General features: G+C 32.2%; 31 protein-coding genes and 1 pseudogene. 20 read left to right on the forward strand and 12 right to left on the reverse strand.

Features of this window, described 5'->3' with window-relative positions; all coding sequences use genetic code 11:
* Positions 1-6: 6 nt before the first annotated feature.
* Together IJ258_RS06290 and IJ258_RS06295 are read left to right on the forward strand one after the other, a co-directional pair.
* The gene (locus IJ258_RS06290) at positions 7-1,293 is read left to right on the forward strand and encodes an O-acetylhomoserine aminocarboxypropyltransferase/cysteine synthase family protein (RefSeq protein WP_292804535.1); all 1,287 of its coding nucleotides are present in this window, start codon (positions 7-9) and stop codon (positions 1,291-1,293) included.
* Positions 1,294-1,365: 72 nt separating this feature from the next.
* Positions 1,366-1,848: a hypothetical protein gene (locus IJ258_RS06295; RefSeq protein WP_292804538.1), complete on the forward strand. Its 483-nt coding sequence runs from the start codon at positions 1,366-1,368 to the stop codon at positions 1,846-1,848.
* Positions 1,849-1,855: 7 nt separating this feature from the next.
* Here IJ258_RS06295 and IJ258_RS06300 read toward each other — a convergent pair whose 3' ends face one another.
* Both IJ258_RS06300 and IJ258_RS06305 read right to left on the reverse strand, forming a co-directional pair.
* Entirely contained in the window at positions 1,856-2,185 is a 330-nt protein-coding gene (locus IJ258_RS06300) for a tetratricopeptide repeat protein (protein WP_292804541.1), read from the reverse strand.
* A 104-nt stretch (positions 2,186-2,289) separates the two neighbouring features.
* Positions 2,290-3,346, reverse strand: a pseudogene (locus IJ258_RS06305) (transposase).
* Positions 3,347-3,586: 240 nt separating this feature from the next.
* Here IJ258_RS06305 and IJ258_RS06310 point away from each other — a divergent pair.
* A complete protein-coding gene (locus IJ258_RS06310) occupies positions 3,587-4,162 on the forward strand; it encodes a TMEM175 family protein (RefSeq protein ID WP_292804544.1) in 576 nt (191 codons plus the stop codon).
* A 47-nt stretch (positions 4,163-4,209) separates the two neighbouring features.
* Positions 4,210-4,989, forward strand: a complete 780-nt coding sequence (locus IJ258_RS06315) for a hypothetical protein (protein ID WP_394355653.1) — start codon at positions 4,210-4,212, stop codon at positions 4,987-4,989.
* On the opposite strand, the gene IJ258_RS06320 is transcribed toward IJ258_RS06315, so the two are convergent.
* Genes IJ258_RS06320 through IJ258_RS06330 form a run of 3 tightly spaced genes read right to left on the reverse strand, consistent with a single transcriptional unit; the run spans position 4,986 to position 6,814 of the window.
* The gene (locus IJ258_RS06320) at positions 4,986-5,393 is read right to left on the reverse strand and encodes a flavodoxin family protein (protein WP_292804547.1); all 408 of its coding nucleotides are present in this window, start codon (positions 5,391-5,393) and stop codon (positions 4,986-4,988) included. The genes IJ258_RS06315 and IJ258_RS06320 overlap by 4 nt on opposite strands.
* 45 nt (positions 5,394-5,438) lie before the next feature.
* A complete protein-coding gene (locus IJ258_RS06325; protein WP_292804550.1) occupies positions 5,439-6,128 on the reverse strand; it encodes a metal-dependent hydrolase in 690 nt (229 codons plus the stop codon).
* Complete coding sequence (locus IJ258_RS06330; protein ID WP_292804553.1) at positions 6,125-6,814, reverse strand: DsbA family protein; 690 nt, start codon at positions 6,812-6,814, stop codon at positions 6,125-6,127. The genes IJ258_RS06325 and IJ258_RS06330 overlap by 4 nt, the downstream gene beginning before the upstream one ends.
* 78 nt (positions 6,815-6,892) lie before the next feature.
* Here IJ258_RS06330 and IJ258_RS06335 point away from each other — a divergent pair, with 78 nt between their 5' ends.
* The 6 genes from IJ258_RS06335 to IJ258_RS06360 all read left to right on the forward strand — a co-directional run bounded on the left by IJ258_RS06335 (position 6,893) and on the right by IJ258_RS06360 (position 11,463).
* Positions 6,893-7,267, forward strand: coding sequence for a helix-turn-helix domain-containing protein (locus tag IJ258_RS06335; protein ID WP_292804556.1), 375 nt, complete (start codon positions 6,893-6,895; stop codon positions 7,265-7,267).
* A gap of 50 nt (positions 7,268-7,317) precedes the next feature.
* Positions 7,318-8,310: a tRNA-dihydrouridine synthase gene (locus tag IJ258_RS06340; RefSeq protein WP_292804560.1), complete on the forward strand. Its 993-nt coding sequence runs from the start codon at positions 7,318-7,320 to the stop codon at positions 8,308-8,310.
* Between the two features lie 81 nt (positions 8,311-8,391).
* A complete protein-coding gene (locus IJ258_RS06345; RefSeq protein ID WP_292804563.1) occupies positions 8,392-9,009 on the forward strand; it encodes a hypothetical protein in 618 nt (205 codons plus the stop codon).
* Between the two features lie 18 nt (positions 9,010-9,027).
* The gene (locus tag IJ258_RS06350; RefSeq protein WP_292804566.1) at positions 9,028-9,177 is read left to right on the forward strand and encodes a hypothetical protein; all 150 of its coding nucleotides are present in this window, start codon (positions 9,028-9,030) and stop codon (positions 9,175-9,177) included.
* Between the two features lie 70 nt (positions 9,178-9,247).
* A complete protein-coding gene (locus IJ258_RS06355) occupies positions 9,248-10,609 on the forward strand; it encodes an MATE family efflux transporter (protein WP_292804568.1) in 1,362 nt (453 codons plus the stop codon).
* Between the two features lie 56 nt (positions 10,610-10,665).
* A complete protein-coding gene (locus tag IJ258_RS06360; RefSeq protein WP_292804570.1) occupies positions 10,666-11,463 on the forward strand; it encodes a tetratricopeptide repeat protein in 798 nt (265 codons plus the stop codon).
* Here IJ258_RS06360 and IJ258_RS06365 read toward each other — a convergent pair.
* From IJ258_RS06365 to IJ258_RS06375, 3 genes are read right to left on the reverse strand one after another with little or no spacing between them, the layout of a single operon-like run.
* Entirely contained in the window at positions 11,460-13,265 is a 1,806-nt protein-coding gene (locus IJ258_RS06365) for an ABC transporter ATP-binding protein (protein ID WP_292804573.1), read from the reverse strand. The genes IJ258_RS06360 and IJ258_RS06365 overlap by 4 nt on opposite strands.
* Positions 13,262-14,968 (reverse strand): ABC transporter ATP-binding protein, encoded by a 1,707-nt coding sequence (locus tag IJ258_RS06370; RefSeq protein ID WP_366514574.1) that lies wholly within the window; start codon positions 14,966-14,968, stop codon positions 13,262-13,264. Before IJ258_RS06370 ends, IJ258_RS06365 begins: the two co-directional genes overlap by 4 nt.
* Before the next feature lie 27 nt (positions 14,969-14,995).
* Positions 14,996-15,790: a DUF169 domain-containing protein gene (locus IJ258_RS06375; RefSeq protein ID WP_292804576.1), complete on the reverse strand. Its 795-nt coding sequence runs from the start codon at positions 15,788-15,790 to the stop codon at positions 14,996-14,998.
* 248 nt (positions 15,791-16,038) lie between these two features.
* Between IJ258_RS06375 and IJ258_RS06380 the strand changes: the two genes are divergently transcribed.
* The 6 genes from IJ258_RS06380 to IJ258_RS06405 all read left to right on the forward strand — a co-directional run bounded on the left by IJ258_RS06380 (position 16,039) and on the right by IJ258_RS06405 (position 19,310).
* Positions 16,039-16,899: a DUF1002 domain-containing protein gene (locus IJ258_RS06380; protein WP_292804579.1), complete on the forward strand. Its 861-nt coding sequence runs from the start codon at positions 16,039-16,041 to the stop codon at positions 16,897-16,899.
* A 150-nt stretch (positions 16,900-17,049) separates the two neighbouring features.
* The gene (locus tag IJ258_RS06385) at positions 17,050-17,862 is read left to right on the forward strand and encodes a hypothetical protein (protein WP_292804582.1); all 813 of its coding nucleotides are present in this window, start codon (positions 17,050-17,052) and stop codon (positions 17,860-17,862) included.
* Positions 17,863-18,212: 350 nt separating this feature from the next.
* Positions 18,213-18,800 carry an acyltransferase gene (locus IJ258_RS06390; RefSeq protein WP_292804617.1) on the forward strand — a complete coding sequence of 196 codons (588 nt, stop codon included), beginning with the start codon at positions 18,213-18,215 and terminating at the stop codon, positions 18,798-18,800.
* Between the two features lie 38 nt (positions 18,801-18,838).
* Positions 18,839-19,000, forward strand: a complete 162-nt coding sequence (locus IJ258_RS06395) for a rubredoxin (protein ID WP_292804585.1) — start codon at positions 18,839-18,841, stop codon at positions 18,998-19,000.
* 67 nt (positions 19,001-19,067) lie between these two features.
* A complete protein-coding gene (locus IJ258_RS06400; protein WP_292742121.1) occupies positions 19,068-19,187 on the forward strand; it encodes a rubredoxin in 120 nt (39 codons plus the stop codon).
* A gap of 12 nt (positions 19,188-19,199) precedes the next feature.
* On the forward strand, positions 19,200-19,310 hold the full coding sequence (locus tag IJ258_RS06405; RefSeq protein ID WP_287412285.1) for a rubredoxin-like domain-containing protein: 111 nt from the start codon (positions 19,200-19,202) through the stop codon (positions 19,308-19,310).
* 11 nt (positions 19,311-19,321) lie between these two features.
* Here IJ258_RS06405 and IJ258_RS06410 read toward each other — a convergent pair whose 3' ends face one another.
* The gene (locus IJ258_RS06410; RefSeq protein WP_292804589.1) at positions 19,322-19,921 is read right to left on the reverse strand and encodes a YigZ family protein; all 600 of its coding nucleotides are present in this window, start codon (positions 19,919-19,921) and stop codon (positions 19,322-19,324) included.
* A 65-nt stretch (positions 19,922-19,986) separates the two neighbouring features.
* On the opposite strand from IJ258_RS06410, the gene IJ258_RS06415 reads away from it, so the two are divergent.
* Positions 19,987-20,487 carry a hypothetical protein gene (locus IJ258_RS06415; RefSeq protein ID WP_292804592.1) on the forward strand — a complete coding sequence of 167 codons (501 nt, stop codon included), beginning with the start codon at positions 19,987-19,989 and terminating at the stop codon, positions 20,485-20,487.
* 17 nt (positions 20,488-20,504) lie between these two features.
* Here the strand turns inward: IJ258_RS06415 and arfB are convergent, their stop codons facing one another.
* Genes arfB through IJ258_RS06430 form a run of 3 tightly spaced genes read right to left on the reverse strand, consistent with a single transcriptional unit; the run spans position 20,505 to position 22,234 of the window.
* Positions 20,505-21,197, reverse strand: coding sequence for a 2-amino-5-formylamino-6-ribosylaminopyrimidin-4(3H)-one 5'-monophosphate deformylase (gene arfB, locus IJ258_RS06420; protein ID WP_292804596.1), 693 nt, complete (start codon positions 21,195-21,197; stop codon positions 20,505-20,507).
* 10 nt (positions 21,198-21,207) lie between these two features.
* Positions 21,208-21,690, reverse strand: coding sequence for an RNA-binding protein (locus tag IJ258_RS06425; RefSeq protein WP_292804599.1), 483 nt, complete (start codon positions 21,688-21,690; stop codon positions 21,208-21,210).
* A gap of 52 nt (positions 21,691-21,742) precedes the next feature.
* Positions 21,743-22,234: a type II toxin-antitoxin system antitoxin SocA domain-containing protein gene (locus IJ258_RS06430; protein ID WP_292804602.1), complete on the reverse strand. Its 492-nt coding sequence runs from the start codon at positions 22,232-22,234 to the stop codon at positions 21,743-21,745.
* 293 nt (positions 22,235-22,527) lie between these two features.
* Here IJ258_RS06430 and IJ258_RS06435 point away from each other — a divergent pair, with 293 nt between their 5' ends.
* The 3 genes from IJ258_RS06435 to IJ258_RS06445 form a co-directional block, all read left to right on the forward strand.
* On the forward strand, positions 22,528-22,758 hold the full coding sequence (locus tag IJ258_RS06435; protein WP_067042787.1) for an LSm family protein: 231 nt from the start codon (positions 22,528-22,530) through the stop codon (positions 22,756-22,758).
* 57 nt (positions 22,759-22,815) lie between these two features.
* On the forward strand, positions 22,816-23,004 hold the full coding sequence (locus IJ258_RS06440) for a 50S ribosomal protein L37e (RefSeq protein WP_292804605.1): 189 nt from the start codon (positions 22,816-22,818) through the stop codon (positions 23,002-23,004).
* 172 nt (positions 23,005-23,176) lie between these two features.
* Positions 23,177-23,391: helix-turn-helix domain-containing protein (locus IJ258_RS06445; protein WP_292804608.1), on the forward strand; the 215-nt coding region annotated here is incomplete at its 3' end.

Below are 23,391 nucleotides of genomic sequence, written 5' to 3' on the forward strand. Positions count from 1 at the left end.
ATTATTATGGCGTATGAAATTAAAAACAAAAAGAACATATCAACAATTGGAGTGCATGCTGGCCAAGAAGAAGTTGATGAAACCGGCTCAAGAGTTACTCCAATCTATCAGACAACATCTTATGTATTTGACACTCCTGAACAGGCTGCAAATAGATTTGCACTTAAGGAAGGAGGAAACATTTATACAAGATTGACAAACCCTACAACTGAAGCCTTTGAAAAAAGAATGGCTGCAATTGAAGGTGGAACTGCAGCTTATGCTACTGCTTCCGGAATGTCTGCTATTTTTTATACAATCATCAACCTGACACAGGTTGGAGACAATATCGTTTCAGCAGATAACCTATATGGCGGAACTTATGAACTGTTTGAAAACACATTGGAGGAATTGGGTCGTAGTGTAACATTTGTCGATTCACAGTCTCCAGAGGAGTTTGAAGCAGCAATTGATGAGAAAACTCGTGCTATTTATGTGGAGTCAATTGGTAATCCGAAATTGGATATTCCTGATTTTGACAGAATCTCTGAAATCGCCCATTCACATGGAATTCCTTTAATTGCAGACAATACTGTTGGTATTGGTTCTGTAAGGCCATTTGACCATGGGGCAGATATAATTTCTTCATCTGCAACAAAATATATTGGTGGTCATGGTACTACTCTCGGCGGAATCATCATTGAAAAGGGTGATTTTGACTGGATGAACGGCAAATTTCCAACATTATCTGAACCTGATGCTACATATAACGGTCTTGTTTTTGCCGAAACTTTTGGTGAAGCTGCATTTACTACAAGAATTCGTGCAGTTATTGGAAGAGATACCGGTGCAGTGCCTTCTCCATTCGGATCATTTTTACTTTTACAAGGTTTGGAAACTCTTGGTTTGAGAATTGAAAGACATGCTTCAAATGCAATGGCAGTTGCTGAGTTTTTAGAGGCACATCCTAAAGTAGCTTGGGTAACATATTCCGGCCTTGAATCCTCACCAAACCATGAAGTGGCTAAAAAATATGCTGAAAAAGGTTATGGTGGAATTGTTTCATTTGGACTTAAGGCAGGTTATGATGGAGCTTTAAAATTCATTGAAAATGTTGAATTATTATCATTTTTAGCTAATATCGGTGATGCAAAATCTCTTGTTGTGCATCCTGCATCTACTACTCATTCTCAATTAACTGAAGAACAACAGTTATCCACTGGTGTAACACCAGATTTAATCAGATTCTCTGTAGGAATTGAGGATATTGAAGATATTTTAGCTGATGTAAGTCAGGCTTTAGATAAAATTTAATTATTTTATCTAATTTTTTAATTAAAAAGTTTTTTAACTTTTAAAATTAAATATAATATTATTGGTGATATGATGGATTTTGATGAAAGACGTATCGACTTAGTTAAGACTTCTATTAAAAATGTGAACTCCGGTCAGAAAATTATTTCTAAAGTATTGGATAATAAAATTCATGTGCACTGGCCAAAAGAGGATGAGTATTTGGGAAATGAATCTATTTATGATCATTTAACCTGTGATGATGCTAACTGGTCTTATGTAGAAGGTGAAGAGGTTCTTGTTGAACGCGAAATAGCTGGAGATGGACAGATATCTAGTAAAAATGCCGATGATGTTGAAACTGAAGAGGTTAAAGTCTTAAAAATTAAGGTTAACACAGGTCTTGATGAAAATCCATTAATTGATTTAGCATTAAATCATCCCGAATCACACGTTAGAATTGCAGCTATTAAAAAACTCGGTAATGTTCAGGTTTTATCAAGTATCATTGTAAATGATGAGGATAAACAAGTGAAAAAAGCCAGTTTGAATAGATTAGAAGAATTATATATTTAATATAATATTATTTTCTTTCGTGAAGTTTATCCAATATTTCTAATTGGTATGCTTTGATTTTAGAATCATCAGTGACGGTTAATAATTCATCAAAACATGTTAATGAGTCTTCTAGTTTGTTCATCATTCTTAAAATGAGAGCTTTATTAAAAAGTGAATAATAATATGTATTTTCAATCTCTAAACACCGGTCAAAACATTGAATCGCTTTTTCATATTCATCAAAGATAACTAATATGCAGCCTTTCTGATTAATGGCATCAATTTCTTCTTTATCATTTTCCAGGATTTGATTAATTATTTTTAATGATTGCTCTGGATTTTCTTCAATTAGCAATAGTCTTAAGCTTTTTAATTTTAATGGTTTACTTTTGAATTCCTTAATTTTGGAATTTTAATTTTTAACTCATGATGTAAAATTACTTTAGGGGTCTGAATTTTTTAGTTTTCTGAAAGTTGTTGTATGGCTGTTTTTGAGTTGAATCCTTGTGCTATGATTAGTGCTCCTAAAACTACATTTAAATATACAGTTTTTTCTACTGATTTTGGTGTATATTTGTGTATTTCTCTTAAATTTAGTCCTTGTTTGAGTAATTTGAAGAAATCTTCTATTTTTCCTCGAATTGGTTTGAATTTTTGCCAATTATATAGTCTTTTGAATAATTCGTGTTTAAGTTGTTGTAGAATTGTTTTTCTGCTAATATTTTCTTTGTTTTCTTAAATATTTGTAATGGGTAGGATAATTGGTCATTGAGCTTTGTTCTTTTGAAATTGTCTTTTGGAAAAATGAAAGGGACAATTTTATATTTGCTAATTCCTAATTGGTAGTTTTTATAACTGTAATATCCTTTTGTCAAAGATTAATATGTATCCTTTTTTGATAATTCGTCTTTTTTGTAGATTTTCCATAATTTCATCGTAAAGTTTTGCATCGTTTGGCGCTCCAGAATGGATTAAAATAGAAACTGGGTTCATACTATCGTAATCAATGATAACTGTGCTTCAAATCCTATATAAAATCCTTTAGAGGATGAATATCTCCATTTTAAATTTAAAGTTTTGAGATGTTCTTTTGTCTTTTTATTTCGGTTGAAATTAAAATCTAAGTCGATTGGTGTTGCATCAACAATGAAAGTCTTTTTTCCTCTTCTTTTTACCCTATTTTGATGGTTTAATATTCTGTTTAATGCTTTTAAAAGTTTTTCAGGGTCTTGAAGTGAAAGATTTTTGTAAATTTGATTTACTGTTAAAATTTCTGAAATTTTAAAGTAATTTTGAAGTTTTTTTTAGATTCAAGTTCATTTAAAATGAATGGAATGTCTAATCCAAAGAACATGCTGATAAATATGATTTTAAATGTTATTATTTGTTTATTTATGTTTTTAAATCCACAGGATGCTAAAATTTCAGAAGATTTTCTAGAATCCATAATTTTAAATATTTCTTTCAACAAAGTATAATTTGGGTCTTTAATATCTAAATTTAACCTGTGTTTAATTTTTATCGCCAAATAAATATATGTAACACATATTACTTAAATTTAACGATATTATTGTACCTATTTTTAAAATTAATAATTATTCAATTGTATTTTTACAAACTAAAAAAATCATCATCGCAAAATATAAAAATAAGGAAAATTAGAAAGAATTTTCATCAAAAAAATTCAGACCTCTATATTATTTTTTTATAAGGTTTATTGTGAAAACTTTAATAGTCATAAACTAAATTATATAATATGGGAGAAAATAATTACATGGATACTGGAAGGCTTGAAGCATTCTACGATGCAATAATTGCAATTATTGTTACTGTTTTGGTTTTGGAATTGCCTCAACCTGCAACAGCCACTCTTGCATCAATGTGGGCTATTAAAACTTCTTATTTTGCTTATCTTTTAAGTTTTTTAGTCTGTGCAAACCTGTGGCAGTATCATCATCTGATTTATCAGAATGTTGAAAAAATAGATACTAAAATTATCTGGCTGAACATTCTTTTAATGTTTGTATTTTCATTGATTCCATATTTGACTATTTTTGCAGCGGATTATCCGAATTCATTGCTCACTCAATCATTATACGGTTTGGATTTCATAATTGTTGATATAATTTTATATATTATGGCCAAATCATTAGTTAGACTCAATTCGGATCAGGAATACTTAAAGGATGCATTGAACGTTAAAAATGCATTGTACATTCCTTTTGCAATTTTCATTGTAGGATTCATCATCGCATTTTTAGGATATCCTATAGCCATAAGTATTTGCTGCTTGATTACAATTGTTCGGTCTATAATTCTTTCATTGAAATAAGAAAAATTAAATAAAATGAACTATTAACTTTAATTAGGTGAATAAAAGTGAATATGGTTGCACTATCTGGTGTTGAATTAGTTATTGAATTAGTTATATTTTTTCTTTTAGTGGGAATTGGTATATTTGTAGTTAAAATAATGAAGAATTCTGATAATAAATTTCTAAATCCCACTGAATACCTTCCATTAGAAGAAATACAATCAATTAAACAGGGTTATTTTCTGATAATGATGGGATTGTGTTTTGTTGTTGTATTATACTCACTTTCATTTAATAGTTCTGATTTAGTGTATTTTGCGATATTTGACATTATCATTTCATTGTATGTTGTGATTACAATAGATAAAACTTCAAACTGGCACAAATTACTGATATTTCTTTTGGTTCCTTTTGGTTCTTTAACATTTTTGGTGTATGGATATACATTAGTAAGTTATCTTGATTTAATTCATATTCCAGTATTTTTATATCTGATCAAGTATTATTATGATGGTTTTAAAATATATACTGAGAATAACAGTTTGGGAATTACTATTGTTTTGCTGTTTGTAATCATATTCGTCAGTTTCTTTGTAACAATTCTAGTTGAAAGTGTTAATCCTTTGGATTCTCTTGTAATGGTTTCCAATGCATTTACAAGTAATGGTTATGCAGTTTTAGGACATTCAATTCCTGGAAAAGTAAACAGTTTATTCCTGGTATGGTCAGGGTATCTGATATCAGGTGTAGGTACGGCCACATTAACCGTAGCTTTGTTAACCAGATATTATAATAAAAAATTCGAAAGACTGGAAGAGTTAATAAAAAAGAATAATGAGAATTAACTGATTATTCTTTTTGCAAATTCCTGAGCATCTCTTAAATCATCATCATTCGGTCTTCCTCTATGGACGATTTTAAATGCTCCTCTGCAGTGGAATTCTTCTTCACTCATTTTAATTCCTTTTGCTTCAACTTCTTTTTTAACTTGTCCGTAAGTGGATTCGATTAGGGCAGCTGATGAGAAATTAACAACTTCTCCAACATTGACGTTGATGTTGGCAATGAAATCTTTTATTTTGGAGTCGATTCCAGCTGCATAAATTGCACTTCCTAAAAATAGGATGTCGATATCTTCTGTTAATGGTTCATCTACTGTTTTTGCTTCGACATTGATTGCAGAGCCGATTGCTTCTGCAAGTTTTTTGGTATGTCCGGTTTTTGTGTAGTATCTAATTGCAATTTTCATTTAAACACCTTAATTAAATTTTAACTTTTCATTATATATACTTTGTTAAAATTCAAGTGTTTCCATTACTTTTGGCAATAATGTTTCGGAATTTTTAACCAATTTTTTAAATTGTTCACCATCCTGTGCAATTGACGGAAATGAATTGTAGTGCATAGGTATTACGAATTTCGGATTAATCCATTCAGCGGCAATTGAGGCTTCATGAGGATCCATCGTAAATATATTACCTATTGGTAAAAGTGCAATATCCGGTTTATAGACTTCTCCGATTACAAATTTCATATCGCTAAACAATCCTGTATCTCCGGCATGAAAAACTTTCAAATTATTATCAAAAGTAAATAGAAAGCTTCCTGGATTTCCGGCATAAGGCAAATCAATTTTAAAATCAAGGCTTGAGGAATGTTTGGCATCAAGCATTCTGATTTCAATATCTTCAATTTTGATTGAGGCACCACAGTTGATTCCTATTGCATTGATGCCTTCTTTTTGAAGATGAATGGAAATTTCATAGTTTGCAATTACTACCAAATTGGGATTGTTTTTTGCTATTTCAATGACATCTCCAAAATGATCTGCATGTCCATGGGTAATGCAGACCACATCTGGATGCACATCACTTACCTTTAAAGGACATGCAGGATTTGCCTGAATGAACGGATCAACAATAATATTTAAACCATTGTCTGATTGCAGTTCAAAAGCAGAATGTCCTAACCACCTAAGTTTCATATTTTACAGACTCCGTCAGCACAGTTATCAGTATCCTTATCATCATCCACTTCATTTTCTGATACAATCTGGCTTAAGACACTTTTAAAATCCTCATAGGACAATGCTCCTGGAATGGAATATTTACCATCAAAAAGATAAAATGGCACGGCATGAACTCCTCCATTAAATGCAATATCCTCATCCTGCTGGACTTGAGTGTCATACAAGTCACTTTCAAGCACTTCTTTAATGTCGTCTTCTTTAAGCCCGGCCTTAACACCGGTTTTCATCAATACATCAAAATCGGCCAATTTCAGGTTTTCTACAAAATATGCATCAAATAACAATGTAGCCAAATCACTTGCAATTTCAGGGTGTCTGTCTTCAGCCAATTTCATCAGTCTGTGTGCATCACGGGTGTTTGTATAGAGTGTTGTTTCATACTTGAAATCTATTCCCTCATCAATTCCCAAACTGGAAATCTGTGATACTTGCTTTTTAGCATCATCAATGGATAAACCATATTTGAGTGCAAATCTCTCAACTGTTGTGGACTCAACATCTTTCGGTGCATTTTGATCAAGCTCAAAAGCCCTGATGTTAAATTCAACATCCAAATTCAAATCTTTTATGGCTCTTTTCAGTCGTGTATTTCCAATATAGCAGTACGGACATGCAAAGTCGCTCCAATATGTGATTTTCATATTTATTACCTCAACAAAATATATAAAATATTTGACTAATAAATAGATAAGTAACTCATAAATTACCTGGCTGATACTATGGTTGAGAATAATATATGTCCAATCGGAAACACTCTTGATGTATTTAATCGAAAATGGATTTTCTGCATAATGTCCAATATCTATAATGGTAAAACCCATTTCAATGAGTTCAAACAGATGAATCCGACAATAAGCAATCATGTGCTTGCTCAAACTTTAAAATATATGGAAGAACAAGACATGGTTGTAAAAACAGTCATTGATGAGGTTCACAACAAAACAGAATATTCATTAACTGAAAAGGGTTTGAAGACAAATAAGATATTATATGAGATAACTTCCTATTTTTTCAATGAATTGGATGATACTCGAAGTGAGAATGAAAAAGAGAATCTTCTGGCGGAATATCGTGAAGTTTACGGTATCAGGTAAGTTTAAAATTACTTATTTCTTTTTATACTATTTTTAACTAATTAATTTTCATGAAAACAATTTTTGATCAATGCAAATTAGGGGATTTAACACTTAAAAGTCGTATTATAAGGACCGGTTTGTGGGAATCTCAGCAAAATGACTTGAATGCAATATATGAAAGATATGAAAAGATTGCTTCAAGCGGTGTTGGACTTATAACTTCGGAATTATACTCCATTTATCCAAAAGACAAATTTGTGGAACACTCATTTAGAATGGATAATTTGAACTTCATGACAATGGCTTCTAAAATCGCTGAAATATGTCACAGCTATGATGTTCCCATTCTGGGTCAGGTGGAATTCATAAAATTCAATCGTGGAATTGATTTGGACATTTCAGTCAATGACCTGACTATTGAAGACATCAGAAAAATCCAATCGGATATTATTGAAGCTGCCCAAAAATTAAAGGTAGCAGGTTTTGATGGAATACAGTTGTCAGTGGGAAACAATTTCTTTTTGTCAAAATTCATCAATCCATACTATAACCAGCGTGAAGATGATTATGGTGGAAACGTGTTCAACCGCATGAGATTGGTTCTGGAACTGGTAAAGGTGATGAAGGATAATCTGGGCATGCATATTTCCGTTAAGGTCAATACATTTGATGAGCGAAAGGACGGTTTTGATTCAGCTGAAAGTCTTGAAGCATGCAGGCTGCTTGAAAAAGTTGGTGTAGATTCACTGCAGGTAACAAGGCCACTGTCTCCACTGTATTTCACTAAGAAATTGTCCAGTGAAGATGAACTGCTTGAATACACAAACAAACTGATTAAATCAGTTGATGTTCCAGTTATTGTTGGTGGAGGATTCAGTGACATGAATCATATGAATGAATTGATCAACGGTACTAATATTGAGTATATGTCAATGTACAGGCCGTTTGTGGCGCAAAGAGACTTTTTGGTTGATTGGAAACGTAATGGTGAAGGCAAGTCAAGATGTCTGATGTGCAATAACTGTTACAGGACCAAGAAAAGCAATTGTTATCATTTTTAATTTGTTAATTTTATTAATAATACTTTATTTTCTATTTATTTTTATTTTTAATAAAAAGTTTTGTCTGATAATGCTGTTGGAATGATAGCAGGGAATGCATTGTTGATGAATTATTTTCTTGATGATGATTATTCAAAAAAGTCATACACTGAAATTCAGAATATAATTGGTGAAAAATTCAAATATAAACGAGTTGAAAAAATTCAAAAAGAAGTTTTTGATGTATTTTCAATTGATAAAGAATTTGTTAAAGAAATATTGAAAAACCCTATCACTAATGAATTTCAAACATTAATATTAAAAAATATTGTTAAAACTAGATTGAATACTGCTATTCTCCTTATGGGGTTTGAAGATAATAATGCTAAAATCAGTGAAATTGGTGATGGAGGAATTGAGGATTATAATCAAATTAATTTCAATACAATAGGCTCTGGTTCAATTCAAGCACAAAATACATTATTATTCCAACATCATTCTAGGCAGGATGACTTAAAAACAAAATTGTATAATGTTTTTAAAGCTAAAAAGAATGCGGAAGTAATGCAAGGTGTCGGTAAAGAAACTGATATTGGATACTTAACTCAGGATGGAGTTAGAATGCTTGATGAGAAAAGTATTAATATTCTTGATGAGATATATAATATTGAATTGAATTGTGGTAAAAAACACCATATGCTTGATGAGTTAAATATTTAATATTCCGAGGTGGTTTTAATGTATGAAGAAGAATTTGATGAATTAAAATTTAATGTAAATCGGGGAAGAGATGCATTTATTGAACAAGTTTTAAATGTTATTGATGTTGTTTCTGATAGTGAAAAAAAAGGAAATATCAGATTTACTAGATATTTAACCTTTTTTTAATCATTATCAATTAATTGATTTGTGAACATATTATACGTTAAACTGATTTAAACCAACCATTTTTTTTAATATGAATGAAAACCTCGACTTAATCACTGGAAATCCAAGAAAAGCCATTAACAAATTGGCTTTTCCAACAATATTTTCAATGCTTCTGATGTTTTTGAACAATCTCATTGACAGCTTTTGGGTTTCAGGATTGAATGCTGATGCTTTGGCTGCACTTGGATTTATCTCTCCGTTGTATCTGGTTATAATAGGTCTTGGCAATGGTGTAGGTGCCGGTGCGAACTCACTGATTTCAAGGTATGTTGGAGCCCAACGTTTTGAAGATGCAAATAATGCAGTTATGCACTCAATAATTTTAACACTTGTCGTGTCTGTAATAGTTTTAATAGTAGGTATTTTCTTTTTTGATGATTTAATTGTTTTGCTTGGTGCATCAAGTGTTAGCACATATTGCCTAAGTTATGGTCAAATTATATTTTTGTTGAATATTGTTTTTCTCTTACCTAATGTAACTGCAAGTATCTTCAGGGCTGAAGGTGATGTGGCTCGTGCAACCAATCCGTTGATGTTTACCGCCATTTTAAATATGATAATTGATCCGATATTCATATACTCATTGGATTTGGGGATTTTTGGAGCGGGGCTTGCAACAGTGATTGCATCATTTGTAGGATATGTCTGGATGCTATACTGGATTTTTGTCAAAAAAGATACTTTTTTCAAGTTTGAATTTAGCTTTTACAGGCGAAAATTAAAAATATATAAGAAAATAATGGTTGTTTCACTTCCTGCAGCAACAGAAGAGATAATATTTGCTCTTGTTGCAATTATTTTAAACTTTTTAATCATGTCAACTGCTGGAGTTTCAGAAGTGGCTTCATTTACGATTGCATGGAGGTTCATATCAATTGCATTCCTGCCATGTATGGCGATTGGAATTGCAACAATAACCGTATCAGGTGTGGCATACGGAGCCCGCAGCTGGGAAAACTTCAATGAGACAATCAAATATGCTACACTACTGAGTCTGGCAGTTACGGTTATTATTTGTGCAATATTTTTTGTTTTTGCATATCCAATTTGTGAGATTTTCAATTTTCAGGCAGGTGATTTGTCATTAGTGGACAGGTCTGCTCAAATATTGCAGATTATGGTATTTTATAATGTTTTAATTCCGTTTGGGGCAACAGCAGCATATACCTATCAGGGTGTAGGTTCGGGATTTAAATCTTTAGGATTGACAGTTTTAAGGGAACTCGTTTTAAGTATGCTTTTTGCATATCTGATGGGAATAATATTGAATATGGGTGTTTTTGGAGTATACTTAGGTGCAATAATTGGAATGAATCTGGGCTCTGTTATAGGTTTTGTGTGCATTTGGGTATTTAATATCAAATTCAAAAAGGTGATTCTTCAAAAATAGAAATCTTTTTAATTACTTCGTATATATTATTAAATAATATTTTTTCAGGTGATATTATGAAAGAATCAAAAGATGAGCAAGACATTAAAATCAATAAAAGAAGCACTGATAAGGTATTTTTTGAATCAACATTATTGCAGCAAATATCTGATGGTATTGATTTTATAAGGGATGAAAGCCGTGAAATTTTAAGGGAAATTGACCTCAGAGGACTTGATGAGGTTGACATTGAAGAAATAGGTCAAAAGGCATATAATCAAATTTCAGACATTGCCGATGAGATGTCACAGCTTAAATCAGATTTTATCAATGATGAAGATTTTCCAGAATCTATTAAAGAATCCTCCAAGAATTTCAAGGCTGCATTAAATCGTGATGAAGACTATGTAAGAAGAGCTCAAAGAAGATTGGACAGGACAAATTCAAATGAGTTTGTCGACAATATCCGTTCTAATGTTAGAGTCATTGAACTTTGTGACAATGCAATTGCAGTTAACTCATCCAATGCTGAAGCATACTATCTTAAAGGTCGTGCATTGGTTAACTTGGATAAGTATCCTGAAGCTATTGAAGAGTATATCAATTCTCTGGCTGTTAAAGATGATATTAAAGTATGGATTGCAATCGCTAATGCAAATACTCTCAATGAGGACTATGCAGATGCCATAAATGTTTATGATTCAGTGTTACAAAGAGATGAAAATTCATTTGATGCGGTTAAAGGAAAAGCACTTGCATACTATTCATGTGGTGATTATAAAAAAGCTGATGAGGAATTTAAAAAAGCTTCCGAATTGGATTCATTGGATGATTCCTCTAAAAAAATATGGGGTGAATGTCTGGAATACATTTAAAGAATGTTTTCTTTTGACTGATTGTTCAGTGTATTGTAGTAGTATCCTTTAAGGGCAAGCAATTCTTCATGAGTTCCTTGCTCTATAATCTCACCATTTTCAATAACGATGATTCTGTCAGCATTTCTGATTGTTGACAGCCTGTGTGCAATGATAAAACTGGTTTTACCTTCCATAAGTTTGTCCATAGCTTTTTGTATTAATTTTTCTGTTCTTGTATCAACGCTTGATGTGGCTTCATCCAAAATAAGAACTTCTTTTTTAGATAAAATTGTTCTGGCAATTGTTAGGAGCTGTTTTTGACCGTGAGAAATATTATCTGTATCTTCATTCAATTTGCTTGAATATCCATCGGATAATTGTCTTATGAAATTGTCTGCATAAACCTGACTTGATGCATCAATTATCTCTTCATCTGTAGCATCCAGCTTTCCATATCTGATATTGCTTGAAATGGTATCTGAAAATAGCCATGAATCCTGTAAAACCATTCCAATCAGTGATCTTAAGCTGTTTTTATCAAACTCTTCAATGTCGGTTCCGTCAATTTTTATCGAACCTGAGTCAATGTCGTAAAATCTCATGAGCAGTTTGACGATTGTGGTTTTTCCTGCACCGGTTTCACCAACAATCGCTACCTTTTGACCTTTTTTAACATCAAATGAGAGGTTTTTGATGATTTTTTCATTTGGAGTGTATGAAAAACTCACATTTTCAAATGTAATTCCCTCTCTGATTTGTGTAATCTTATTGTCTGAAGGGTTTTCCTCATCGTTATAATTTAAAAACTCAAAGATACGCTCACTTGCAGCCATTGCAGTTTGTATCTGGTTCATGACTCTTGTAATCTGTTGTATTGGTCTTGTAAAACTTTGTGTGTATTGGAAAAATGCTAAAATATCTCCAACAGCAATCACTCTTTGAAGAACAAATACTGCACCTAAAACCGCAACAACAACATATGTAAAGTTTGAAATAAAGTTCATTAAAGGGCCGTTTAGGCTTGAGTAGAATTGTGATTTCCATTCATGGACAAACCAGTTTTCATTGTCACTTTCAAACTTGTCCATTGAAATGTCTTCCTGATTGAATGCACGTATTATGTCATGGCCTGTGAATGTCTCTTCAATCTGACCGTTAAGGGAGCCTTTGAACTCAAGTTGCCTTAGGAAATACTTCTGTGAGAATTTTGTCATGAGGCTTATGAGTATAAATGCAATTGGAATAAGTATGATAGTGGCTAAAGTCATCCAGATATTGATTGAAAGCATCATGATGAATACTCCAACCAATGTAATTATTGCTGTTGTCAGCTGGATGAATGATTGTGTTATACCGTTTTGAAGTGAATCGACATCATTGGTAACTCTTGAAAGAATATCTCCCCTTTTGTTTTCCTCGACCTTGTCCATCGGCAAATGCAGAATCTTTTCAATTAGTCTTTCTCTTAAGTCATAGCTTATTTTGGTAGTTACATAAATTAGAAATATGCTTTGAAGATAGGAAAATACTGAGCTTATGACATACAGAACGACTACAATTATCAAAAGATTAATCAGGCTAGCAAAATCAATTGTACCGGTATGGTGGATGATTCTGTTTGTTCCATCAAATATTAAAGTGGTTGCCTGACCAATAAGCAACGGTGCAATTATCGTAAATACTGTGGAGATTACAGCACAAATCATTGTCGCTATAAGCTTCCATTTATGATCTTTAAGTAATGTCAATATGTTTTTAATGGCCTTCTTGTTATCAACTGGCTTTTCTGGAGGATTTCTTCTCAATGGCCTTGGACTCATAACAATGCCTCCATATAGTCAATTTGAATATTTACTATTTCTCTGTAAATGGAACAGCTTTCAAGAAGCTTGTCATGTGTTCCTCTATCGATAATTTCTCCATTGTCGATTACAAGAATTTCATCAGCATCCATTATTGTTGAAATTCTCTGGGAAACGATTAAAATTGATGAATCTTTCAAATCATTTAAATTGTCTTTAATTTTTCTTTCAGTATTCATATCGAGTGCTGAAAAGCAGTCATCAAAGAGATAAAAATCATGATGGCCTATAATTGCTCTTGCTATTGACAGGCGCTGCTTTTGACCGCCTGAATAATTGGATCCACCCTGGGTAACCTCTTCTGCTAAGTCACCAACAAAATCGACCTGTGCAATTTTTAATGCCCTTTCGATTTCGCTGTCACTTGCATCATTTTTACCTATTTGCATATTTGATTTTATGTCGCCCTGAAATAGAATTGCCTTTTGGGGAGTGAAGCTTATCCTGTCTCTTAAAGTTTTCAGATTGAAATTTTTGATATTTTCATTGTCAATCAGAATTTCACCAGATGTTGGATCTTGAAGACGTGGAATCAAATTAAGAATTGTTGATTTTCCACTTCCGGTTCCTCCAATGATTGCAGTTGTTTTACCGGGTTTCAGGCTAAAGCTGATGTCCTTTAAGGTTTCTTTTTCACTTCCAGGATATTTGTATGAAACATTTTTAAATTCTATTGTTGGATTTTTTGAAATTTCGGTTATTTCACCATCATTAATTGTAATTTCAGTGTTTAATACTTCGCTGATACGTCTTCCGGAAACTAAAAATCTTGGAAGCATGATGAAAAATCCTCCAATCATTAAAAATGAAGTAACGATTTGAGTTGCATATTGGATAAATGCAATTATGTCTCCTGTTAAAATTCCATTGTTTATTGCATCATATGCACCAAAGTAAAGTATCAAAACAACCATCAAATTCATGATTAATGTCATTAATGGAAGCATGATGAGTATAGTTTTAAATACATAAATATTAACATCATAGAAGTCTTTATTAACTTTTCTGAACTTGTTTTCCTCAAAATCCTGTCTGACAAATGCCTTGATAACAGGGATTCCCATCAATATTTCCCTTGCAGTCTTATTGATTCTGTCAATAATTTCCTGTGTGATTTTAAAGTAAGGAAGAACTCTCACCATAATGACCACTAACAGAACTATGACAGCAATGAAATTGACCAGAATAATCCATGATAAATCGGTTTGAAGCTCAAATACTTTAATGATACTTCCGATTCCTAAAAGTGGTGCAAAAATAAGTGTTGTGAAAATAAAGCCCAAAACTCCTTGTAGCTGATTCACGTCATTTGTTGTTCTTGTAATTAGGGATGAGCGTGAAATTTCATTCAGTTCATGATTTGAAAATTTTAAAACTTTTCTATAGATGATTTTTCTTAAATCCTTTGCATAGCCGGAAGATACTCTGCTTGAAAAATAGGAAACGCCTACTGTGGCCAATGCGGATACTGCAACCATCATAAGCATGACTGAACCGGTATCTATGATAAACTGAAAATTGGTATTTTGAATACCGATATTTACTATATCTGCTGTGTATTGAGGCAAGGTTAAATCACAGTAAACCTGAATAAGAAGAAAAATGAAAATAAATAAGATTAAATGAATCTTATTTTGCATTGGCTTTAATAATTTTTTCATAATTGCCTATAATATATATTATTATTTTCAGATAAACTTTTCCAACAGGTGTGACTGCAGGACACTTTTGTGACTTAGCTCCTCCAATTTCAAAAACAGTTTCCATGGCATTGCTAAGGTCAGGTAATCGTCAGGTATGAAATGCTTCATTTTTCGACGGCCTGCAAAATCAATCGGTCCAAGAACAGGTTTCGGGTCATCGCTTTCACTTTCTCTAAAAACAAAACACCCTATTGCCTGACAGGCTGATGCCTGTGGGGTTAGAATATAATTGTCATTGATTCTGAATGATGAATTGATTTGGATTAATGCTGTCAACTCGATAGGGTTGACAGTGAAAATCACAGATTCCGGAATCTCATCATCCTTTAAATCTTCCAATCCCTTAAAAATTACGAATTTGTCATCATCATAAACAGGTCGATTCTGAATGCATTCCTTTGCAGTCTCAAAATCGGAATAGATTCTCTCACCTTCGACAAACATTTTTTGGGAATGTTTAGGCATGAAATTAATCTTGCTTTGATATGATTCACTATCTGGAGCGGATTCAACACCGCATGAGAGAAATGTTGCCTGAAAATCCATCATTTCCTCATTTTTAAAACCGCTTCCCCATCCGAAAGCCACTGGCAGACCTCCGCATGTGACTTTGTCCTTTGAAAAGCAGCTGACTGTTCTTTTGGCTATTGTCTGTGCAATGAAACTCATTACGCATCCTCCTTTTTTAGGTCCAATTGCATTTTCAGGTTCTTTTTCACTTTTAAGCAGTACTATTGGTGGATATTTCATGTTAAGTTTTTCTGAAATGTTGCTTTGCATATTAACTACCTCTAAGTTTATATTTTAATTTTGATTTTAATATATTTTTTTAAAATATTGCACTTTAGTAATTCATTAATTTAAAAAATCCGAACAATTGAACAAATTTTAGAATAATATATTATATTATTGTTTATTTTTTACAATTAATTTTATATCTGAAAATATCTAAAAATATTTCAAAAAACTATAACATTTATATACTAGTTCGGCTAATTTAAAATAGGAATTCAGTGAGGTGAAAAATTATGCGTAAAATAGGTATAGTAATAATGGCATTGATCCTTGTTGGCATGTTACTTCCAACCGGATTTGCAACCGATTCCAATCTTGTAATAACATATGGTGAGACAACTAATGCAAACAGCGATTATAAATCAATTGTTGATTCATTTTTTGTCAGTCAAGCAAATGTTGATTTAAACAATGTAAACTCAAAAGTAATTACTGCTGATCAGGTAAATCAAGTTTCAAGCTCAATTACAGGTAAAACTTACTCATCAAATCAAATATTGTCTTCAGCACTTCTTGATTTAAATGACAATGATAATCTTGAGGTAAGTGTGGACAAATCAAAAATCACAACAATTACTGGAGACATGTACATTTCTGCTTTAAAATCTGCAGGAATTACCAGTGGACACGTATATGTGACAAGCCCAGTATCTGCAACTGGAGAATCAGCTCTTGCAGGTATCATGAATGCTTATGAACAAATAACTGATGTTGAAATTCCAGAAAATGTAAAAGAGGCCGCAAATGATGAAATCTACACTCAGGCTGAAATCGTTGAAAATTCAGGTGTAGATGCGAATGACTTGTCTGACTTGGTAAGCCAAGTTAAAGAGGAAGTATCAAAAGACAATGTAACAGACCATGACACAATTGTAAACATTATTAACAATTATGTCCAAAACAACAATATTAACATTACAAATGTTGATATCGAAAACCTGGCAGACACCATTGAACAAGTGCAAAATGTTCAGGGGGATGTCAACTACTATAAAGATCAAGTTAGTGGTTTTTTAAATGACGGTAATTCAACAGGTGGATTTTCACTTGACGGATTATTAAACTGGGTTAAATCATTCGTTGGTGGAATCTAATTCCACTTTTTCTTTTTTTCATTAACATTATATATGGTTAAAGAAATAACTTTATATGATTTAAATATATTACACTTCTTAATATAATTGAGGTGAAAATCATTGAAGTATATTAAAAACCTTTTTAAAATTTCAATTGTATTTTTATTTTTGATAGTCTGTTTGGGGTCAATTTATGCTTCTGACAATAGTCAGACTGACTTGAATGATGTTTCTGATGATGATTTTGACTTGGTGGAAGTAGATGATGACTTTGAAGATGAAGAGTTGAATGCTGATTCTCAGGATGACTCTGATGATGACTCTGATGAGGATTGGGATGATGACCTTGATGATGAGGCTATAACTGATGATGTTGAAGACAATGAATCAGATTATACATACTCAGACTTTGATCATCTTAAAGTTAAAATTACTTATTATCTGGACAGATATGGAAACTGCTCTGAGCATAATTGGACAGAAAGTGAAGAATTCTTAAACGAATATCAGATATATCTAATTAATCCTTCAAATTATACTTTAAATGAAAGCAGTGAAGGTTATCAGACATATCTTAAGATTTATGATTCAATTACATCAACATTTGGAGATTATAACTTAACACAAAACGAGACAGCATATCTGAAATTCATGGTGATATTCTATCTGAACCATTATGGAAATGTCAGTGCAAATTACACTTGGAATGAAAGTGAAAGCTTTGCAAATTACACTTTACCTTCATATCTTTTAGGAGCAATATTTAAACCTATTGCAGGAGGTAATGCTTCAGATATAGATTATTATCGCTATTCAAATTGGATTAGTCCATTTATTCTATCACTTGATAATTCCACTGATATCAATAATGCAACAGCTATAAATAATCAGGCAAGTGCTGAAGTTCCTGACTCATGGGATTTTAATCTGATTATCTTTTTAATAGTGGTATGTATCATTGTTTTATTTTTGATTTTGTAATTTCTTTTTGAAATTACCTTCTTTTTTTTTAATGGAATTGAATTATTGACCATTTAATATATATACTAATAAACAACATAAATAAAATCATTAACTAATTAAATTTAATTAAATAAAGGTTTGATAATATGGTTAGATTTTCACAAACTCTTGATGATAAACAATCAAAAAATAGAGAAAAATACTATGAAGAAGACTACCGTTTGTATTCTAGAGAACCTCAGCCAGCACCTAGACCAGTTTATCGTCAAAGTGAAGTAACACCAAGACAGGATAATTTCTACACTCAACCTCAAAGACAGGAACCTGCAGAAATTATTTATGAAAGACCTCAAATAGAACGTGAATCAATTAAGCCTGATTACTCAAAACCGGAATTAAACTTCCCTAAAGATCAAAACATCCAGTTTGGTGTTGAATATTCTCCAAATTCAAAACCTCCTGTTATTGGAAAAAATTATACTATACGTTCAAATTCAATAATATATAATGATGTGGTTATTGGGGACAATTTCAGAACAGGACACAATGTGGTAATCCGTGAAAATACCAACATTGGTGATGATGTGTTGATAGGAACCAATACTGTTATTGAAGGGGATGTAATCATTGGAAATGATGTCAGTATTCAATCTAATGTGTATATTCCGACTAATTCTGTAATTGAAGATAATGTATTTATCGGACCTTGCGCTTGTTTTACAAATGATAAATATCCTGTGAGAATCAACTATGAACTTCAGGGACCTAAAGTTAGACGTGGAGCTTCAATTGGTGGTAACACTACATTCTTATCAAATGTTGAAGTTGGAGAAGGTTCAATTGTAGCGGCCGGAGCTATTGTGATTCATTCAGTACCTCCATTTTACCTGGCAATTGGAACACCTGCACGTATCAAGCCACTTCCGGATCACTTAAAAGTTCCTAATAGGTTCTGATTGGTTACCAAAAGATTATATACTAAGGAGATTAAATTATGGCTCAATACAAATGTAAAATTTGTGGATACATTTTTGACGAAGATGATATTGAAGAAGGTTTAAATATTCCTGCCGGAACCAAGTTTGAAGACTTGCCTGCTTCATTCAAATGTCCAAAATGTAGGATGGCAAAAGCTATGTTTGAAAAAATAGATTAGTTTTATATATTACTAACATATATAATACTTATTATAACTTAAAAATTTTTTAAGGAGATTGTTAATTATGGCAAAATTTAAATGTAAATTATGCGGATACGTAACTGAAGAATTTGAAGAACTTCCAGAAGACTACAAATGTCCAATGTGTGGCGCAACCGCTGACATGTTTGAAAAAGTAGAATAAGGTTGTTTAAAAATGGCTTACGTTTGCAAAGTATGTGGTTTCGTTTTAGAAGAAGACGAATTGCCAGAAGATTACGTATGCCCAGTTTGTGGCGTACCTGCAGCAAATTTCGAAGAACAATAAGTTCTTCACTTTTAAATTTTTTCTAAAAACTGTTTATTTTTAAGGTTTACACTAATTTTTCCGGAATATTTCTCGAATATCTTTTCAATATCTCGATTGTCTTTTGATACCACTTGATAATGTACCTTATCTGAATATTCTTTGTCAATGGCTTCAAGTGAATTGTTTCTAACTTCCATATCGGTTATTTTAATATCGCAGTATTCAAAGACAAGTTCATAAACATCATATTCTTCAATCTCAACAATATCAGCTTCTCCAATTGCTTCCATAACTGATTTTGAATATGCGCGTACCAGTCCACCAGCACCAAGTTTGATTCCACCAAAGTATCTTGTAACGATGGCAGTTATGTTGTGAAGCTCATTTTTTCTTAAAACGTTAATCATTGGTTTGCCTGCAGTTCCACCAGGTTCGCCATCATCATCAAAACCCTCTCCGTCTCCAACAATATATGCTGTGCAATTATGAGTTGCATCACTATACTTCTGATTTAACTTTTGAATAATCTCCTTTGATTCTTTTTTATTTTTAGTTGGATAAAGAGAACATATGAACTGTGATTTTTTAACATTAATTTCAATTTGCACTGGTTTTTTAATAGTTTTCATGATATCAATATATTTATATATTTTATCAAACATATTAACTTTAATAAATTTTATAAGGTGTTAATTTGGCAAGTAGATCAGCTACAGTTTTGGTTATTTTTATAGTTGCAGTTTTAGCATTTTGTCTTGCAAGCGTTTTTGCATCTATGACTGGACCAATATCAATTTTACCTAATGAAACTGAATCTGGAGGAATATTGGATAATCTTTCAGCTATTACAGATGATGATTCAATTGGTAGTGATAGCTATAATTATCAAGATTATGATGATTATTCAAGTGATGATTCTTCATCAGATGACAGTAGTGATTCACAAGTTGAAACAACTGTTGATTCATCTTCAAGTAGTGGCAGTTCTTCTAGTGGTGGTTCTAGCTCTTCTGGAGGTAGTTCTTCAGGTGGTAGTTCTTCTGGAAGCGGATCTGGTTCATCCAGTGGTGATTCTAGCTCTTCTGGAGGTAGTTCTTCAGGCGGTAGTTCTTCTGGAAGTGGATCTAGTTCTTCTAGTGGTGGCTCTGGTTCTTCTGAATCTACTTCCGAAGTTGAAACAACCGTCGCTGAATAACTACTTTTTCTTTTTTTTTAGAAATCTAATAATTTTTCAACATCAAATATTACAGAGTTAATTGCTAAGTTAAACAAGCGATTTCCGTATTCTTCATCAACATAAACGCCGTTTTCTTCAACATCCTTTGCACCTTCTTCGATGTTTGGATCGTCTTCACGGGCTTGTTTGAATCCATGTAGGCCTACTTCTTCATATTCATCAACATTTGCCTGATTAACAACTTCATCATCGTTAACAATACCTAAGACTTTTGCCATTGACAATTCGCCGCTTCCCCCATGTGGGCCTTCTGATGAGATTACTTTGTTGTTGAATGTAATGGATAAACCGGTTTTATCTTCAATGTCCCATAATTCTGCCATTAATGGAATATTTCCTCCGTGGGCATTTACAATAACAACCTTTTCAATATCCAAAAATTTTTTAGCCTGATTGAGAGTACTTATGACATTTTCTTTTAACACGTCAAGAGAAACATGAACTCCATGGTCAATTGTGTCCAGCTCGTAAGCTGGAAATATGATTCCTAAAAATTTGGCTCCTGTTAAGAGGGATGATTGAAAGGCAATGTGAGCTCCAATTTTGGCATCGGTATCAATAGGCAATGCCGGGCCATGATTTTCCAAGTGTGATCCCAGTGCTATAATTCCAACTTTGTGAACTCCAGGGTTTCTAATATTTCCTGCCCTATATCTTAATTCTGCCATAACATCACCATCATATTTCAAAGTTCCAGATGTCGTCGCCAACATAGTGTTTGGTTTCAACAGCTTTTCCAGAATCATTCGCAACCATTTCTTCGCCACTGATTAAACTTATGCCTATTGCTAACGGTTTTCCATGAGTTTCATCAATGATTAATACGATGTCTCCAGGTTCAACGCCTTGTGATGCTGCAACGATTCCAGGACTCATGATGTCTGCACCATTGCTTACAAATCTGATGGCTCCCATATCAACAGTAACTGTTTTGGCTTCAATATCTGTTTTGAGGGCTGCTTTAAGTGTAGGGAATGGTTTATCATCAATAATTATTATGTAAGGTTCGCCATCCACTAAAATGAATGAATTAGGTTCAGCTTCAAGTATTTCAACATTCTTTTTTCCTTGAAGTAAGTCTCCATATTCTCCTAATTCCGCTTTTATTTCTTTAATTTTCTTTTTTTTCAAGAAATTTCTTTTTTTAACTTTAATTGCCATGATATCCCATTTTATGTTATTGAATAATATTTGGTGTTTTAAATAAATAAATCTATTTGTTCATGATTGAATATTCATTATTTCTAGAAAATACATATCTAAAATCAATTTCTTCACCAAAATCTGCAATTATCAGAGGAGGGTCTTTAATTGCATATTTTGTTATGCTGCTTGCATTGTTGTTGCTTAGTTTGGTTATTGAATAATTGATTATTTCTAATTCTTTTTGACTGAATTTTGTGTTTGGTATGATAATTGGATAATATTTGTGAATTATTCTGTTGTAATAGGGTTCTTTTCTAAAAAACAGGTAATTTTTAGATATCAGTTCCTGACTTATTTCTCTAAAATGTAGAGGTTTTATTCCTCTTTTTGATTTGATGTATGTTTCATTCGTTAATAATTCCCCGTACAATTCATAATGGTTAAAATCAATAAAATATAATAGACTACAAAGCACAGTTTTTCCAAAACTTGGTTTGGTGCTTGTCTGGGATAATATGTATAGGATCAGGTCGATATATTTTTCACGTTTAAATCTCATGAATCTCACAGTGATGGTTCGGTGGAAATATTTTTGTATGGGATATAATTTAACTATAGTGTGAGAGCATTTGAAAAGTAATTTTTAGGTTAATAATAAAATAAATGTTGATTTTTTTCGATTTTTTACCTAAAATAAGGTAACATTTATATACTAGATAATTTATATTTAATAGTATTAGTTTTAATTAGGTTTTGTCTTATCTTAACTTGATTATATTATGTCTAATAATGAGTATCAAATACTCAATTCATACTAAAAAACTAAAATTTGTAATAATATAAGGTGATATAATGAGCGGACAAAATGTTCAAAGACCACTTGACGCATTAGGAAAATCTGTGGATGCTCCTGTTTTAATAAAACTCAAAGGAGATCGTGAATTTAGAGGTATACTTAAGAGCTTTGATTTACATATGAATTTAGTTCTTAATGATGCAGAAGAGTTACAAGACGGAGAAGTAACAAGAAGACTCGGTGTTGTGCTCATTAGAGGGGACAATATTGTTTATATTTCACCATAAGTATTATTCAATACTTTTCTAGATTATATTTTTACGATAGCTTAAGGAGGTGTATCAATGTCAAAGGGAACTCCATCAATGGGTAAAAAGAATAAAAAGACCCATATTAGATGCAGAAGATGTGGTAAAAACACTTATCACATACGTAAAAAAGTTTGTGCTTCTTGCGGATTTGGTAAATCCAAAAAACTCAGAAGATACAGCTGGCAAAATAAAAAACCAACTACCAGACAAAGATTAGTATAGTTGGTAAAATCCGAAAGATTATTCCATAATCTTTCTTCAAACTACTTTTTTTAGTAACTTTTTGATTACTGCTTAATTTATATACTACTTTTTTTAAATAATTCTATTAAGTTATGTATAACTATAGTTTTTCTCGAAAAGTTTATACCATATAACTGACAAAATAAGATTCATGGTTGAACGAAATAAAAAAATTGCAGATCATCTTGCATTGGATGAAATACACTCCGTGATGAAAGAATATATGGATTCTTATGACATGTATCGAAAATTACTAGTCATAAGTATGGTGTATCAGGGTGAAACGATTTCTAAAGCTTCAGATTATGTTCATACGACCAGAAAAACTGGAGAACGCTGGGTGAAAAATTACAATGAAAAAGGATT

It is taken from the genome of Methanobrevibacter sp., assembly GCF_017468685.1.
In the GTDB taxonomy this organism is placed as follows: Archaea; Methanobacteriota; Methanobacteria; order Methanobacteriales; family Methanobacteriaceae; genus Methanocatella.

Coding starts and splice junctions, on each gene's coding strand:
- IJ258_RS06290 (WP_292804535.1), top strand. CDS start 7: ATGGCGTATGAAATTAAAAACAAAAAGAACATATCAACAATTGGAGTG.
- IJ258_RS06295 (WP_292804538.1), top strand. CDS start 1,366: ATGGATTTTGATGAAAGACGTATCGACTTAGTTAAGACTTCTATTAAA.
- IJ258_RS06310 (WP_292804544.1), top strand. CDS start 3,587: ATGGGAGAAAATAATTACATGGATACTGGAAGGCTTGAAGCATTCTAC.
- IJ258_RS06320 (WP_292804547.1), bottom strand. CDS start 5,393: ATGAAAATTGCAATTAGATACTACACAAAAACCGGACATACCAAAAAA.
- IJ258_RS06325 (WP_292804550.1), bottom strand. CDS start 6,128: ATGAAACTTAGGTGGTTAGGACATTCTGCTTTTGAACTGCAATCAGAC.
- IJ258_RS06330 (WP_292804553.1), bottom strand. CDS start 6,814: ATGAAAATCACATATTGGAGCGACTTTGCATGTCCGTACTGCTATATT.
- IJ258_RS06335 (WP_292804556.1), top strand. CDS start 6,893: ATGGTTGAGAATAATATATGTCCAATCGGAAACACTCTTGATGTATTT.
- IJ258_RS06340 (WP_292804560.1), top strand. CDS start 7,318: ATGAAAACAATTTTTGATCAATGCAAATTAGGGGATTTAACACTTAAA.
- IJ258_RS06345 (WP_292804563.1), top strand. CDS start 8,392: ATGATAGCAGGGAATGCATTGTTGATGAATTATTTTCTTGATGATGAT.
- IJ258_RS06350 (WP_292804566.1), top strand. CDS start 9,028: ATGTATGAAGAAGAATTTGATGAATTAAAATTTAATGTAAATCGGGGA.
- IJ258_RS06355 (WP_292804568.1), top strand. CDS start 9,248: ATGAATGAAAACCTCGACTTAATCACTGGAAATCCAAGAAAAGCCATT.
- IJ258_RS06360 (WP_292804570.1), top strand. CDS start 10,666: ATGAAAGAATCAAAAGATGAGCAAGACATTAAAATCAATAAAAGAAGC.
- IJ258_RS06365 (WP_292804573.1), bottom strand. CDS start 13,265: ATGAGTCCAAGGCCATTGAGAAGAAATCCTCCAGAAAAGCCAGTTGAT.
- IJ258_RS06370 (WP_366514574.1), bottom strand. CDS start 14,968: ATGAAAAAATTATTAAAGCCAATGCAAAATAAGATTCATTTAATCTTA.
- IJ258_RS06375 (WP_292804576.1), bottom strand. CDS start 15,790: ATGCAAAGCAACATTTCAGAAAAACTTAACATGAAATATCCACCAATA.
- IJ258_RS06380 (WP_292804579.1), top strand. CDS start 16,039: ATGCGTAAAATAGGTATAGTAATAATGGCATTGATCCTTGTTGGCATG.
- IJ258_RS06395 (WP_292804585.1), top strand. CDS start 18,839: ATGGCTCAATACAAATGTAAAATTTGTGGATACATTTTTGACGAAGAT.
- IJ258_RS06400 (WP_292742121.1), top strand. CDS start 19,068: ATGGCAAAATTTAAATGTAAATTATGCGGATACGTAACTGAAGAATTT.
- IJ258_RS06405 (WP_287412285.1), top strand. CDS start 19,200: ATGGCTTACGTTTGCAAAGTATGTGGTTTCGTTTTAGAAGAAGACGAA.
- IJ258_RS06410 (WP_292804589.1), bottom strand. CDS start 19,921: ATGAAAACTATTAAAAAACCAGTGCAAATTGAAATTAATGTTAAAAAA.
- arfB (WP_292804596.1), bottom strand. CDS start 21,197: ATGGCAGAATTAAGATATAGGGCAGGAAATATTAGAAACCCTGGAGTT.
- IJ258_RS06425 (WP_292804599.1), bottom strand. CDS start 21,690: ATGGCAATTAAAGTTAAAAAAAGAAATTTCTTGAAAAAAAAGAAAATT.
- IJ258_RS06430 (WP_292804602.1), bottom strand. CDS start 22,234: ATGAGATTTAAACGTGAAAAATATATCGACCTGATCCTATACATATTA.
- IJ258_RS06435 (WP_067042787.1), top strand. CDS start 22,528: ATGAGCGGACAAAATGTTCAAAGACCACTTGACGCATTAGGAAAATCT.
- IJ258_RS06440 (WP_292804605.1), top strand. CDS start 22,816: ATGTCAAAGGGAACTCCATCAATGGGTAAAAAGAATAAAAAGACCCAT.